General features: G+C 75.2%; 10 protein-coding genes. 3 read left to right on the top strand and 7 right to left on the bottom strand.

The window, feature by feature from the left end:
- Positions 1–96 precede the first annotated feature (96 nt).
- The gene (locus IE245_RS10925) at positions 97–507 is read right to left on the bottom strand and encodes an MGMT family protein (protein ID WP_189946591.1); all 411 of its coding nucleotides are present in this window, start codon (positions 505–507) and stop codon (positions 97–99) included.
- Positions 508–666: 159 nt separating this feature from the next.
- On the opposite strand from IE245_RS10925, the gene IE245_RS10920 reads away from it, so the two are divergent.
- The 3 genes from IE245_RS10920 (at position 667) to IE245_RS10910 (ending at position 6,667) form a co-directional block, all read left to right on the top strand.
- Positions 667–3,312 (top strand): lysylphosphatidylglycerol synthase domain-containing protein, encoded by a 2,646-nt coding sequence (locus IE245_RS10920; protein WP_229851206.1) that lies wholly within the window; start codon positions 667–669, stop codon positions 3,310–3,312.
- Positions 3,313–3,534: 222 nt separating this feature from the next.
- Complete coding sequence (locus IE245_RS10915) at positions 3,535–5,109, top strand: alpha/beta hydrolase (RefSeq protein WP_189946589.1); 1,575 nt, start codon at positions 3,535–3,537, stop codon at positions 5,107–5,109.
- A 79-nt stretch (positions 5,110–5,188) separates the two neighbouring features.
- Entirely contained in the window at positions 5,189–6,667 is a 1,479-nt protein-coding gene (locus IE245_RS10910; RefSeq protein WP_189946588.1) for an alpha/beta hydrolase, read from the top strand.
- Between the two features lie 56 nt (positions 6,668–6,723).
- Here the strand turns inward: IE245_RS10910 and moeZ are convergent, their stop codons facing one another.
- The 6 genes from moeZ to IE245_RS10880 all read right to left on the bottom strand — a co-directional run.
- Positions 6,724–7,902 (bottom strand): adenylyltransferase/sulfurtransferase MoeZ, encoded by a 1,179-nt coding sequence (moeZ, locus tag IE245_RS10905; protein WP_189946587.1) that lies wholly within the window; start codon positions 7,900–7,902, stop codon positions 6,724–6,726.
- A gap of 63 nt (positions 7,903–7,965) precedes the next feature.
- Complete coding sequence (locus IE245_RS10900; RefSeq protein WP_189946586.1) at positions 7,966–8,766, bottom strand: spherulation-specific family 4 protein; 801 nt, start codon at positions 8,764–8,766, stop codon at positions 7,966–7,968.
- The gene (locus IE245_RS10895) at positions 8,754–9,725 is read right to left on the bottom strand and encodes an NAD-dependent epimerase/dehydratase family protein (protein WP_030747407.1); all 972 of its coding nucleotides are present in this window, start codon (positions 9,723–9,725) and stop codon (positions 8,754–8,756) included. Before IE245_RS10895 ends, IE245_RS10900 begins: the two co-directional genes overlap by 13 nt.
- A 121-nt stretch (positions 9,726–9,846) precedes the next feature.
- Positions 9,847–11,337: a hypothetical protein gene (locus IE245_RS10890; RefSeq protein WP_229851205.1), complete on the bottom strand. Its 1,491-nt coding sequence runs from the start codon at positions 11,335–11,337 to the stop codon at positions 9,847–9,849.
- 13 nt (positions 11,338–11,350) lie between these two features.
- Positions 11,351–12,991 carry a glycosyltransferase gene (locus tag IE245_RS10885; RefSeq protein WP_189946585.1) on the bottom strand — a complete coding sequence of 547 codons (1,641 nt, stop codon included), beginning with the start codon at positions 12,989–12,991 and terminating at the stop codon, positions 11,351–11,353.
- 306 nt (positions 12,992–13,297) lie between these two features.
- Positions 13,298–14,366 (bottom strand): DUF3152 domain-containing protein (locus IE245_RS10880; RefSeq protein ID WP_229851204.1); only part of this gene is annotated, 1,069 nt, incomplete at its 5' end.

Here is a 14,366-nt window from a genome sequence, read left to right as displayed (position 1 = left end):
CTCCGGGACCGGACGGGCGGGGGCCCGGGCGCCACGGGGGTGCCGCGGACACGTGTGAGATCCCGCACGCGCGGGTGGCGCCGCACGCCGCTCCGGTCATTCCGCTTCGCCGGCGGGTTCCGCTTCGACGCCGTCCCAGCGGGCCCGGCGCATGTCGATCCGCGGCACGTGCCCCTCGGCCGCCGGGCCGCGCTCGCGGAGCGGGGTGCCCTCCTCGCGGTAGTGGCCGAGGGCGCGCAGCTCGTGGCCGGGGAGCAGGGTGCCGTCGGCGCGGACGACCCGCCACCACGGGGCGCCGCCGCCGTAGAGGGCCATGACGCGGCCGACTTGGCGGGGGCCGCCCTCGCCGAGCCACTCGGCGACGTCCCCGTAGGTCATCACCCGGCCCGGCGGGATCCGGTCGGCGGCGTCGAGCACCGCCTCGGCGTACGGGGGCAGCTCGCCCGCCGCTCCGGAGTCTTCCGCTCCGCTCGCTCCGGTCCGTCCCACGGGTCCCTCCAGGCTCATCCGTGCCATCCTGCCTCACCCCACCGACATGGCCCTGATGCCTCCGCCGGACTGCTCTTCGTGCCACCATCGTCCGGGCGGTGACCGGTGATACGAGATCGACTCCGAGATCGACAGCGACAGACGCAAGCAGCAGTACACGCAGAGACGGACATGGTGATGGGTCAGGACACACAGCCTCCCGGGGAGGCTCGGCCCGACATGCCCGAACGGGTCTCCGGCGACGAGCCGCTGCTCGCCGCGCGTGTCCACCGGCCCTCCGACCTGATGCGCCTGCTCGCCGGGACGCTCGCCATCGCCGTCGTCCTCGCCATCGCCGCCGTCGCCCACGGCACCACGTCCGGCCTGGAGCAGGACATCAACAAGGGGGCCGTCGGCGCCTCCGACGTCTTCGTCAAGATCGCCGGTCTGGTCTCGTCGATCGCGATCCTCGTGCTGCCGGTGGCGTTCGCCATCGAGCGGCTGGTGAAACGGGACGGGCTGCGGATCGCGGACGGCGTGCTCGCGGCGGTGCTCGCGCACGGCGTCACCCTGGCGATCGACCTGTGGGTGGCGAAGGCCGCGCCGGACACCATCCAGGACGCGCTGACCCAGCCGGCGAGCGGCGGCGGGCTGACCGACCCGGTGCACAACTACCTGGCGCCGGTGATCGCCTACATGACGGCCGTCGGGATGGCCCGAAGACCGCGCTGGCGGTTCTCGCTCTGGTCGGTGCTGCTGCTCGACGCCTTCACCATGCTGGTGGCCGGCTACACCACCGCCTTCTCGATCATCCTCACCGTCCTCATCGGCTGGACGGTGGCGTACGGCACCCTGTACGCGGTCGGCTCGCCGAACGTCCGGCCGACCGGCCAGACCCTCCTCGCGGGCCTGCGCCGGGTCGGCTTCCGGCCGGTGACCGCGCTGCGCGCGGAGGAGGTGCCGGAGACCGCGGAGAGCGGGGACCGGGGCCGCCGGTACCTCGTGACCCTGGAGGACGGGCCGCCGCTGGACGTCACGGTCGTCGACCGGGAGCAGCAGGCGCACGGCTTCTTCTACCGGCTGTGGCGGCGGATCACCCTGCGGACGGTGACGACCCGCCGTTCGATCGTCTCCCTCCGGCAGGCCCTGGAGCAGGAGGCGCTCCTCGCGTACGCGGCGATCGCGGCCGGCGCGAACGCGCCGAAGCTGATCGCGACCTCCGAACTGGGCCCGGACGCGGTGATGCTCGTGTACGAGCACATCGGCGGACGGAGCCTGGACTCGCTCGACGACGACGAGATCACCGACGCGCTGGTGCGCAGCGCCTGGCGGCAGGTGAGGGCGCTCCAGTCGCGCCGGATCGCGCACCGCAGGCTGTCGGGGGACGCGATCCTGGTGGATCGTTCCGGCAGGGTCTTCCTGACGGACCTGCGCGGCGGCGAGATCGCGGCCGGCGATCTGGTGCTGCGGATGGACATCGCCCAGTTCCTGACGACCCTGGGCCTGCGGGTCGGGGCGGAGCGGGCGGTCGCGGCGGCCGTGGACGTGCTGGGCCCGGACGCGGTGGCGGACTGTCTGCCGCTGCTCCAGCCGATCGCGCTGAGCCGCTCGACCCGCGCGACCCTGCGGAAGCTGGCGCGGGAGCGCTCGCAGCGGGAGCGGGACGCGGTCCTGGCCGCCTCGGAGGAGGCCAAGAGGGAGCGGGAGCGGGCCAAGGCGGCGGCCCACGAGGGGCTGCCGGCGCCGGACGCCGACCCCAAGGCCGAGAAGGCCGAGAAACGGGCGGACAAGAAGGCGGAGAAGCGGGCGCTCGACGAGGCCCTGGACGAGGCCCGCGAGGAGGACCTGCTCGCGCAGATCCGCCGGCAGGTGCTGCTGATCCGGCCGCAGGCGCCGGTGGAGCCGGTCCGGCTGGAGCGGATCAAGCCGCGGACGCTGATCTCGCTGATCGCGGGCGCGGTCGCCGCCTACTTCCTGCTGTCGCAGATCACCCGGACCCCGCTGTCCACGGTGAGCGAGGCGGACTGGCGGTGGGTGGCGGCGGCCGTGCTCTTCTCCGCGCTCAGCTACGTGGCGGCGGCGATGAGCCTGCTCGGTTTCGTGCCGGAGCGGGTGGGCTTCTGGCGGACGGTGGTGGCCCAGGTCGCCGGCTCGTTCGTGAAGATCGTCGCCCCGGCGGCGGTCGGCGGTGTCGCCCTCAACACCCGCTTCCTCCAGCGCGCGGGCGTGCGCCCGGGGCTCGCGGTGGCGAGCGTCGGCGCCTCGCAGCTCTTCGGGCTCGGGGCGCACATCCTGCTGCTGCTCTCCTTCGGCTATCTGACGGGCACCGAGAAGTCGCAGTCCTTCACGCCGTCGAGGACGGTCATCGCGGGTCTGCTGACGGTCGCGGTGCTGGTCCTGGTGGTGACGGCGATCCCGTTCATGCGGAAGTTCGTCTCGACGCGGCTGCGCTCGCTCTTCGCGGGCGTGGTGCCGCGCATGCTGGACGTGCTCCAGCGACCGCTGAAGCTGGCGACGGGCATCGGCGGGATGCTGCTGATCACCGGCACCTTCGTCCTCTGCCTGGACGCCTCGATCCGCGCCTTCGGACACGGGAACGCGTCGATCAGCTACGCGAGCGTGGCCGTGGTCTTCCTCGCGGGCAACGCGATCGGCTCGGCGGCCCCGACGCCCGGCGGTGTCGGCGCGGTCGAGGGCGCCCTCATCGGCGGCCTGGTCGCGGTGGGCCTGCCCGTCGAGGTCGCCACCCCCGCGGTCCTCCTCTACCGTCTGCTGACCCTGTGGCTTCCGGTCCTGCCGGGCTGGCTCTGCTTCAACTGGCTGACGAAACGGGAAGCGCTGTAGCCGCCGTCCCTGTGGGGGGCGTCCCACCAGGGGCCGCGCCCCCTCGCCGGGCCGAGGCTTTCCGCGCCTGAACCCGCGCCCCGTGTGCGGCGCGCGGTCGGCGCGGGTCCAGGCGCGGGTGCGGAGGCACCCGCGAGGGTACCCACGACGAAACGGCGGCGGGTGCACCCGCTTGGGGGTGTGTCGCGGGCGGGGGGCGGCGGGGGCGACGAGCATGGGGACATGCCCTTCTCCGCCGGCCGGCGCGCCGCCGCCCTCCTCACCGCCACCACCCTCCTCTGCCTGACCGGCTGCTCGGACGACGGCGACGAGGCCACCCGGGCCCGCCCCACCGGCACCGACGGCCTCTCCTCCCTCACGAGCCAGCAGCTCGAATGGGACACCTGCCCGCCGCCGTCCCCGGCGGAGGGCGGCGGTTCGGCCCCGACCCCGCTCCCCGGCGGCACCCCGTGGGAGTGCGCGTTCCTGCGCACCCCGCTGGACTGGTCCCAGCCGGAGGGCGAGACGATCGAGCTGGCCCTGATCCGCGCGCGGGCCAGGGACAACGCCCGCCGCATCGGCTCCCTCGTCTTCAACTTCGGCGGTCCCGGCGGCTCCGGCGTCACCGGCCTGCCGGGCTTCGCGAACGACTACGAGACCCTGCGCTCCCGCTACGACCTGGTCTCCTTCGACCCGCGCGGCGTCGGCCGCAGCGAGCCGGTGGAGTGCGCCACGGACAAGGAGCTGGACGCGTACTACGCCCTCGACTTCACCCCGGACGACCAGGCCGAGGAGCGGACCCTGTCCGACGCGCAGAAGAAGTACGCCGCGGGCTGCGAAGCCGACGCCGGCCCGGTCCTCCCGCACGTCGGCACGGAGAGCGCGGCCCGCGACATGGACCTCCTGCGCCAGGTCCTCGGCGACGACAAGCTGCACTACTTCGGCATCTCGTACGGCACGGAGCTCGGCGGCGTCTACGCCCACCTCTTCCCCGAGCGCGTCGGCCGGGCCGTCTTCGACGCGGTCGTGGACCCGGACGCGGGCGTCGAGGAGGGCGCCCTCGGCCAGGCGAAGGGCTTCCAGCTGGCGCTGGACAACTTCGCGCAGGACTGCGTGGACCGGGGCGACGAGTGCGCCCTGCCGGGCTCGACGGTCGCCGAGATCGAGAAGGGCGTCACCGATCTCCTCACCGCGCTCGACAAGAAGCCGATCGCCGGCATCGGCAGCCGGAAGCTGACGCAGACCCAGGCCACCAACGGCATCGCCCAGTCGCTGTACTCGAAGGAGTTCTGGCCGTACCTGGAGCAGGGCCTGGAGGCCGCGGACGGCGGCGACGGCGCCCTCCTCCTCGCCCTCTCCGACTCGATGAACGGCCGGGGCGAGAACGGCAGCTACAGCAACATCCAGGCCGCGAACGCCGCCATCAACTGCGTGGACTTCAAGGAGCGCTACACCCTCGGCCAGGCCAGGGAACGCCTGCCGCAGTTCCGTGAGGCCTCCCCCGTCTTCGGCGACTTCATGGGCTGGGCCCTCTCCTCCTGCTCGCAGTGGCCGGTGCCGGGCACCTGGGAGCACCCGGACGTCTCCGCGCCCGGCTCCGCGCCGATCCTGGTGGTCGGCAACACCGGCGACCCCGCGACCCCGTACGAGGGCGCCCGCGCCATGGTCCAGGCCCTCGGCAAGGGCGTCGGTGTGGAGCTGACGTACGAGGGCGAGGGCCACGGCGCGTACAACGGCGGCAGCGCCTGCGTGAAGAAGGCCGTCGACGGCTACCTCCTCGACGGCAAGGTCCCCGCCTCGGGCACCGTCTGCAGGTAGCCGCCCACGAGGAGCCGCCCCGGGCCCCCTAGGATGACGAGCCGGTCTCGGCCCGAACCCGGGGGGTCCTCCCTTGTCCATGCGGTCCATACGGTCCCTGCGCAGGCGTCTGACGGTGCTCGCCGTCGCGGGCGGGCTGCTGGCCGCCGGCTGTACGGGCGCGGGCCCCGCCGGCTCCGGCACCAAGCCCGCCGCCTCCCCGCGCCTCGACTGGAAGCGCTGCGACGACGCCGGCGCCGAGTGGCGCTGCGCCACCGTGAAGGTCCCGCTGGACCACGCGAAGCCGGCCGGGGCCACCCTGGGCGTGGCCCTGATCCGCAAGGAGGCGACCGACCGGAAGCGGCGGATCGGGTCGCTGCTCTTCAACTTCGGCGGGCCGGGGGCCTCCGGGGTGGAGATGCTGCCGCAGCTGTCCGGGGAGTACGCCTCGTTGGGCGAACGGTACGACCTGGTGGGCTTCGACCCGCGCGGGGTGGGCCGCAGCTCCGGGGTCGTCTGCCGTGACGACGCCGAGCAGGCCGCCGCCGAGGCCGCGGTCGACTCCACCCCGGACACGCCCGCCGAGGAGGCCGCCTACCTGAAGGACGCCGCCGGCTTCGGGGCCGGCTGCGCCCGCCGCTCGGGCACGGTGATCCCGTACACCACCACCTCGGCCACCGCCCGCGACCTGGACGTGATCCGGCAGGCCCTCGGCGACGAGAAGCTGCACTACTTCGGCATCTCGTACGGCACCCAGCTCGGCGGCACCTACGCCCACCTCTTCCCCCGCCGGGTGGGCCGGCTCGTCCTGGACGCGGTGGTCGACCCGACGGCCGACGCCGCGGGCCACGCCCGGCACCAGACGGTCGGCTTCCAGCGGGCCCTGGACAACTACCTGAGGTCCACCGGGCAGACCCCGCGGGCCGGCACCGCGCGGATCACCACGCTGCTCGCCGCGCTCGACCGGCGGCCCCTGGAGGTCGGCGACCGGCTGCTCACCGAAGGCCTGGCGACCACCGGCATCGCGGTCACCCTCTACGCGGAGTCGAGTTGGCCGCTGCTCACCGAGGCCCTGGAGGCGGCCGAGGCCGGTGACGGCAGCGGGCTGCTGCGGCTCGCGGACGCCTACAACGACCGCGACGAGCAGGGACGTTACGCCACCCGGTCGCACTCCCAGCGGGCGATCTCCTGCGCCGACTCCAGCGAGCGCCCGACGGCCGCGCGGGCGAAGGCGCTGCTGCCGGAGTTCCGCCGGCTCTCCCCCGTCTTCGGCGCCTTCCTCGCCTGGGACACGGCCGGCTGGTGCGCCGGCTGGCCGGTGAAGGGCGAGGCGAGGACCCCGGCGGCGTCCGCCCCGGGCGCGGCCCCGGTGCTCGTGGTGGGCACGACGGGCGACCCGGCGACCCCGTACGAGGGCGCGGAGCGGATGGCGGAGGAACTGGGCGAGGGCGTCGGGATCCTGGTCACCAACAAGGGCGAGGGGCACGGCGCGTACGGCACCTCCCCGTGCGTGACGCGGACGGTCGACGCGTACCTGCTCGACGGGAAGGTGCCCGCGTACGGCACGACCTGCGGGTAGCGGGGACGCGCGAAGGCCCCGGACCGTCCTGGTCCGGGGCCTTCGCGCACCACGTCCTAGTAGACCGGCTTCTCGGGCTCGATCTGGTGGACCCAGCCGATCACGCCGCCGCCGACGTGCACCGCGTCCGCGAAGCCCGCGGACTTGAGCACGGCGAGGACTTCCGCACTGCGGACACCCGTCTTGCAGTGCAGGACGATCTTCTTGTCCTGCGGGAGGTCCTGGAGGGCGTTGCCCATCAGGAACTCGTTCTTCGGGATCAGACGGGCGCCCGGGATCGAGACGATCTCGTACTCGTTGATCTCACGGACGTCGATGATGTCGATGTTCTCGCCCTCGTCGATCCACTCCTTGAGCTGCTTCGGAGTGATCGTGGAGCCGAGCGCCGCCTCCTGGGCCTCCTCGGACACGACGCCGCAGAAGGCCTCGTAGTCGATGAGCTCGGTGACGGTCGGGTTCTCGCCGCAGACCGCGCAGTTCGGGTCCTTGCGGACCTTCACCTGGCGGTACTGCATCTCCAGGGCGTCGTAGATCATCAGGCGGCCGACCAGCGGCTCGCCGATGCCGGCGAGGAGCTTGATGGCCTCGTTGACCTGGATGGAGCCGATGGACGCGCAGAGCACACCCAGGACGCCGCCCTCGGCGCAGGAGGGGACCATGCCCGGCGGCGGGGGCTCCGGGTAGAGGCAGCGGTAGCAGGGACCGTGCTCGGACCAGAAGACGGAGGCCTGGCCGTCGAAGCGGTAGATCGAGCCCCAGACGTACGGCTTGTTCAGCAGCACGCAGGCGTCGTTCACCAGGTAGCGGGTGGCGAAGTTGTCGGTGCCGTCGACGATCAGGTCGTACTGGCTGAAGATGTCCATCACGTTGTCGGCTTCGAGCCGCTCCTCGTGCAGGACCACGTTCACGTACGGGTTGATGCCGAGCACGCTGTCGCGCGCCGACTCCGCCTTGGAGCGGCCGATGTCGGCCTGGCTGTGGATGATCTGGCGCTGCAGGTTCGACTCGTCGACCTCGTCGAACTCCACGATGCCGAGCGTGCCGACACCGGCCGCGGCCAGGTACATGAGGGCCGGCGAGCCGAGGCCGCCGGCGCCCACGGCCAGCACCTTGGCGTTCTTCAGCCGCTTCTGCCCGTCCATCCCCACGTCGGGGATGATCAGGTGGCGGGAGTACCTGCGGACCTCGTCTACGGTGAGCTCGGCAGCCGGCTCGACCAGGGGTGGCAGCGACACGGGGACTCCGTTGGTCGGTATGTCAGTACGGTTGTTCTCCCCGTAACACTGCCACGCCCCTCCTCATTCCGAGACACCCGGTCCGATACGCGAGACGATTTCGTCCCAGTAGCCGGGCAGCGAGTGAAATGGGCTGTTCTGTCCCGGGGCCGCCGTGCGGTCGGTGAAGAAGATCGTGCCGGCGCCCTGCCAGCGGGCGATCCGCAGCGCCTCGTCGAGGTGGGTGCGCGGCACCCCGTGGACGAAGTGGGCGAACGTGCCCTCCGGGTAGTCCGCGGTCCACTCGGCCACCTGCGACCAGCGGTAGTCCACCCAGGAACCGGAGAAGGTGACCAGCTGGTCCGCCGTCTCCGCGTAGCCGGGGTAGGGGTGGCGGCCCTGGCCGAGGACGAGGTGGGCGTCGCCGCCGAGGAGGGCCGACAGCGCCGCGGTGACCCTCCTCACTCCTGGCAGGTCCGTCCGGTCCGTGGGACAGCGGTCCAGGTAGAAGCCGCCGACGCGGTACCAGTCGAGGTAGCGCTGGGCCTGCGAGACCAGCTCCCCGAAGGGCCGCGAGCCGTGCGCCAGGTCCAGGTGTCCGAGCACCCTCCCGCCCGTCGTCCGGCCACCGCCCCTCGGCGACGCGCCGCGCGCGGCCTCCTCGAACGCGTGCCGCAGCCGTCCGGCGGTCTCCAGGCAGTGCGGGTCGGGGCGGGAGCCGGGGCCGTCGGCGACGTTGAGCACCGCCCAGTGCACGGGTGTGCCGGGGCGGGTCAGTTCGGCCCATTCGACCGGCGCGAGCAGCGGGTGGGCGTAGCCGGGGGCGCCGACGCCGAGCGTCCGGACGGTGCCGGTCGCGGTGCCGGTGCGCGTCAGATGCGACACGCCGCCTCCATCCAGATGTCGGCGAGCGACTCCTCCAGGTTGATGCGGGGGCGCCAGCCGAGCCGGTCGCGGGCGGTGCGGACGTCGGCCTGCTGCCAGGGCCCGCAGCCGTCGGGGTACGGGAAGGGGGCGGCGGCCAGCTGCTCGGCGATGGTCGCCTCGGTGCGCGGGGCGCCGATGACGGGCCGCTGCGGGACGCCGTGCGGGGCGTCGACCTCGTGGAGGTTGCCCGCGTAGCCGGCGACGCGGGCGAGGACGGCGGCGGCGTCCCGGAGCCGGACGGCCCGGCCGGTGCCGATGTTGACGACGCCCTGGGCGGCGGAGAGGGAGGCCGCGTGGACGGCCCGGGCCACGTCCCGGACGTCGACGAAGTCCCGCTGCACGCCGAGGCCGCTGAGCTTGAGCTCGCCGTCGCCGGCCTGCATGGCGCGGCGCATGGCCTCGGCGAGCCGGCCGAGCGGGGAGCCGGCCGGGGTGCCGGGGCCGACGGGCGAGAAGACCCGCAGGACGACGGCGTCGAGGCCGGAGCCGAGGACGAGTTCGGTGGCGGCGAGCTTGGAGACGCCGTACGGGCCTCCCGGGCGCGGCACGGCGTCCTCGGCGGTGGAGGAACCGGGCTGGCTGGGCCCGTACTCGGAGGCGCAGCCGACCTGGACGAGCCGGGCGCCGCAGCCGCTGCGGCGCAGGGCCTCGCAGACGGTGGCGACGGCGACGGTGTTGTGCCGGGTGAGGTCGCGGGCGCCGCCGCGGGTGGCGCCCGCGCAGTTGACGACCACGCCGGGGTGGACGGCGTCCAGGAAGCGGGTGAGCGCGCCGGGGCTGCCGGTGGCGAGGTCGAAGCGGACGTCGGCGTCGTCGCCGCGGCCGAGGGCGGTGAGGTGGACCGCCGGGTCGGCGAGCAGCCGGTCGGCGACGAAGCGGCCGATGAAGCCGTTGGCTCCGAGCAGTAGCACCCTCATCGTGCGGCCCCTTCGTGCCGACCGGCCGGTGCTGGGGAGTGAGGGGTCATGGTCTGGGTTCTCCTTGCGGGTGGTGAGTCGGGCCGGGCGCCCGCGGCGTCGGCTCCGCGGGTGCGACGGGTCAGGGGGTGGTGTGGGCGGAGGCCCGGGTGAGGGCGCCGGTCGCGTGGGCCAGCAGGCCGAGCGCGGCGGCACCGCAGACGAGCGCGGGGAGGGCGCCGGCGCCCCAGGCGTCGACGGTGGTCCGTACGGGGACGGCGAGCGCGTCGAAGCCGGGGAGCGGGAGCCGGGCGGCCAGCACGCTCGCGAGGCCGAGGGCTTCGGCGGCGCAGGCGGCGGCGAGTGCGGCGGCGGCGGTCTCGCCGTGTCCGTGGACGGCGAGCAGCCGGGCGGTCAGGAGCAGGGCGCCGAGGGCGAGCGCCCCGGCGGTGAGGCCGGTGAGCGCGAGCAGGGCGGTGAGGGCGGCGAGGTGCAGGAGCACGGCGGCCAGCAGCCACGCGCGCGTGGCGGTGGCGAAGTCGGCGAGGCCCCGGCTTTCGGCGATGTGCCGCCGGGCCCGGCCCGCGAAGAGGTGGGCGCACCAGGCGGCGGGCGCGACGGCGAGCGCGAGCCCGAGGAGCGGCGCGGGGTCGATGCGCCAGGCGCCGTCGGGTCCGCCGCGGAGCACCTCCTCCAGGAGCCCGTCGCCGGCGACGGCGTACGCGAGCAGCCAGAGCGTCCAGACCGGGGTGGCGGGTGCGGCGGCGGGCGCGTGCAGGGGCCCGCGCCGGACGGCGAGGGCGAGCGCGGCGGCGAGCCCGGCCGCCCCGGCGGCCGCGGTGACGAGGCGGGCGGCGCCGTCGAGGTGGAGCAGCGCGGGCACGAGCAGCGCGGCGGCGGCCCCGGGCGCGCACGCGGCGAGCGCCCAGGGCGCGCGGGGTGCCTCGGCGTCCTCGTCGGGCGCGGCCTCCCGGTGGGCGCGCGGCACGCGCGCGTACAGCTCCTCGGCGAGCGAGAAGACGTCCCGGTGCCGGTAGCGGGCGGCGGTCCGGTCGGTGAAGCCCTGCGCCTCGAGTCCGGCGGCGACCTCCAGCGGGTCGACGGCCCGCTCGCACAGCTCCCGGTGCCGGTGCAGGAGCACCTTGACGGGATCGCCACCGCTGCGGCGCGCCTTCCCGGGCGCGGGCGCGGGGGCGGACACGGCGGCGGGGGCGGGCGGCTCGCCCCAGGCGGCCCCGGGCCCGGGCGCGACGGCCCCGCCCGGGGCGGGGACGGACTCCGGCTCCGGCTCCGGCTCGGGATCCGGCTCCGGTACGGGAGCGGGCTCGGGCGCGTCCTCCGCGGCACCGGTCGCGGCCTCCGGCTCGGGCGCGTCCTCCGGCTCCTCCCCGGGCACGCGCGCGTGCGGGGTCGGGCGGGGCGGGCCGAAGGCGGAGAGGAGGTCGTCGAGGGCGGTCTCCCCGCCGGGGAGGGGGGCGGGGTCCGCGTGGAGGTCGAGGGTGGGGAGCGTGCCGGTGGCCCCCGGGGCTATGCCGGACGGCGTGGGTTCCGCGTCCACCGCGGGGGCGCCGAGGAGTGCCTCGGAGCGGGCGTCCCAGGCTCCGGGGCTCGTCGGGGCGGCGGGGCCGCGCATGGGGGTGCCTCCTTCAGGCATCGGGGGCTCCTGTGCCCGCGGGGACGGCCTTCGGCGCCCAGCTGCCGGGGAGGTGGGCCTCGGCGGGGTGGGCGAAGGGCACGTCGGACCCGGCGCGGTGGCGTGCCGGCGCGTGGGAGAGGAGTTCCAGGTAGATGCCGCGGAACGCGGCGAGGTTCTGGTCGACGGTGAAGAGTTCGAGCGCGCGGGCCCGGGCGGCGGCGCCGAGCCGGTGCCTGCGTCCGGGGTCGCGCAGCAGCGCGAGGCAGGCGTCGGCGAGCGCCCGGGGGTTGCGCGGGGGCACGACGAGCCCGGTGCCGCCGATGATCTCGACGACCGCGCCGACATCGGTGGAGACGGTGGCGCGGGCGCAGAACATGGCCTCGACCAGGCTCGCGGGGAAGCCCTCGACGGTGCTGGAGAGGATGACGACGGCGGCGGAGGCGTAGACGTCCTCCAGGGTGGGCGCCTCGGGTCCGCCGAGCTCCTCGAAGGAGACGGGGTTCTCGCCGACGGCGTGGGCACCGGCCGCCTCGTCGGGGAAGAGCTGCGCGGCGAGCGCGGCGCACTGCGCGAGGTAGCCGCAGTGGTCGGCCTCGCCCTGCTCGGCGGGGACGGAGACGATCCGCAGCCGGGTGCCGGGCCGCCGGGCGCGGAGCTCGGCGAAGGCGTGGAGGAGGGAGACGAGGTCCTTGGCGGGCTCGACCCGCCCGATCCAGACGAGGGTGCCGGGCTCGCCGCTCTCCTCGTCCTCGCCGACCTCGGCGAAGCGCTCGGCGGGCATGCCGGGGTGGACGGTGCGGACCCGGTCCCGGGCGGCGCCGAGGCGCTCCTGCCAGCGGCGTGCGTGCGCGTTGCCGGGGGTGAGGAGGGCGGCCTCGCGGTACGTCTCCCCGGCGAGGCGGCCGTGGAGGGCGGCGAGCAGGGTGCGCAGGGGGGTGGAGCGGTCGGCGGTGCCCGCGTCGAGGTAGTGGGAGCGCAGGCCGACGCCGTACTCGGTGACGAGGAGCGGGGTGCCGAAGAAGCGTTTGGCCAGGAGGCCGGGGAGGGCGACGGGCCCGCCGGCGGTGGCGTGGCAGAGGTCGGCGGCGCCGAGGGCGGTCTCGTCGTACCAGTCGAGGGAGAGGGGGCGCAGGACCCGCTCCAGGTGGTCGGCGAAGGCGAGGTGGTCGCGGAGTCCGGCCGCGGCGGCGGCGCGACGGGCGCCGGGGGCGCGGCACGCGGCCTCCAGGAGGCGGACGGCCTCGTCGGAGCGGAGCGCGCCGGGCAGTCCGCCGCTGTCGCGGGCGAGGTCGGCGAGGGCGCCGAGGCCGTCGGCGAAGGCCCGCGCGGGCTCGTCCTCCCCGGTGCCGGGGGTGGTCTCGGCGGTGAGGCCGGCGGCGAGGGAGCGGAAGCCCTCGGCGAAGCGGCGGCGGTCACGCCGGCCGTAGGCCCGGCGGCCCGCGCGCTCGGGCGGGGCGGCCGCGGGGGCGCCTTCGCCGACGGCCGGGACGAGCCGGGTGTTGGGGGGCAGCGGGAGGGCGGGGAGGGGGCCGCCGACGGCGTACAGGTCGAAGTCGTGGGGGGCGAGGCCGCGGACGAGCCGCTGCCACCACGCTCCGGTGTCACCGGTGGCGCACGGTGCGCCACCCTCCGTGAGCAGTCCGATCCGCACGAGTCCACACCCCCGGTCGTCGTCGACGGGGATTCCCGGGCCGGGAATCCCACAGCGGGATGAACGTAAGCGCAGCGGCCGGTGGTGCGACGGACGGTTGTCCGCCACACCACCGGAAGGGGTGAATGCGCGTGACTTTCCCGGCCCGGCCGCGTTCGTCCGGAGTACGTCACCGGGCGGGAAACCCGACGGGAAACCGGACGGGAAAGCCGAATTCCGGGGCGCGCGCGAGAAAGCCGGAAAGGCGAAACGCCGACGGCCGGAGGCGGTGAATGCGCCTCCGGCCGGAATCGCCGAACGACGGGATCAACTCCCGGGGTGCACCCAGGGGTTGGGCTTGCAGCTGATTCCGTCGACGTTCAGGGACTTCGTCTGCTGCTGCATCACGGGCGCCAGCGCGCCGGGCGTCCGGCACGACACGTGGTTGTGCCCGAGCCGGTGCCCGACCTCGTGGTTGATCAGCATCTGCCGGTACGCGTGCATCGCCTTCGGGCCGAAGGTCTCCGAACCCTGCGCCCAGCGGAAGGCGTTGATCATCACGCGCTCGGTGGAGGCGGAGTCGCAGGAGACGTTGTCGACGGTGGTGTCGAGTCCCGACTTGGCGCACCAGGTGCCGGTGGTGCCGGGGCTGGCGAGGGTGATGACGAAGTCGGGCTGCCCGCTGGAGATCCGCTCGAAGGTCATGGCGCCCCGGCCGGCCCAGCTGCGCTTGTCGTTGAGGGTCTGCTGGACGGCCCGCGCGAAGAGCTTGGCGTCGAGGCCGAGCCCCTTCTCGACGTCCACCCGGTAGCGGTACTTCCGCCCCGGGCCCGGCGCCTTGTCGAGCCCGGCCACGGCCTCGAACTCGCCGGAGCCGGTGAGCTGGGGGTCGATCGGGAACTGACGGGTCATCAACTGCTCGTACGTGGGCGCGGGCTGCGTCTTCGCGGGGACCGGGCTCGACGGGGCGACGCGCTCGTCGGAGCGCGAGGCCGAACCGTCCGAGGCCCGCTCGGCGGGCTTCTGCGCGGCGTGCGCGGACGGCGCGTCGCCCTCGCCGTCGGCGACCTGGCCCGCGACGACGAGGGCGAGGCAGGTGGTGACGGCCGCGGCGGCGATCCCGGTGAACGCCCACCCCTTGCCGCCGCGGGCCGCGGCGGCCTCGACCTCGGTCCCGGCCTCGGGCGGCGGGGGCGCGGCGGCCCTGCGGGGCCCGGGGATCACCGGCACGGCGCCGGTGGCGGGCCCGTACCGCTCGGGCGCCGGCCGCCCGCCCTCCTCGTCCGCGGGATGCCCCCCGCGCACCGGGATGCCGTACGCGGGCGTGTCCGGAGCCCCGTGCGCGGCCCCGTCGCGCCCACCCGCGCCGCGCGCCTGCGTCCCGTGCGCCTGCGTC

Source organism: Streptomyces roseolus, assembly GCF_014649855.1.
In the GTDB taxonomy this organism is placed as follows: Bacteria; Actinomycetota; Actinomycetes; order Streptomycetales; family Streptomycetaceae; genus Streptomyces; species Streptomyces roseolus.
This window is presented reverse-complemented; position numbering and strand designations above follow the sequence as displayed.

Bases quoted from the DNA above. Each gene is read 5' to 3' on its own strand.
- IE245_RS10925 (WP_189946591.1), bottom strand. From the start codon at position 507: ATGAGCCTGGAGGGACCCGTGGGACGGACCGGAGCGAGCGGAGCGGAA.
- IE245_RS10920 (WP_229851206.1), top strand. From the start codon at position 667: ATGGGTCAGGACACACAGCCTCCCGGGGAGGCTCGGCCCGACATGCCC.
- IE245_RS10915 (WP_189946589.1), top strand. From the start codon at position 3,535: ATGCCCTTCTCCGCCGGCCGGCGCGCCGCCGCCCTCCTCACCGCCACC.
- IE245_RS10910 (WP_189946588.1), top strand. From the start codon at position 5,189: ATGCGGTCCATACGGTCCCTGCGCAGGCGTCTGACGGTGCTCGCCGTC.
- IE245_RS10895 (WP_030747407.1), bottom strand. From the start codon at position 9,725: ATGAGGGTGCTACTGCTCGGAGCCAACGGCTTCATCGGCCGCTTCGTC.
- IE245_RS10890 (WP_229851205.1), bottom strand. From the start codon at position 11,337: ATGCGCGGCCCCGCCGCCCCGACGAGCCCCGGAGCCTGGGACGCCCGC.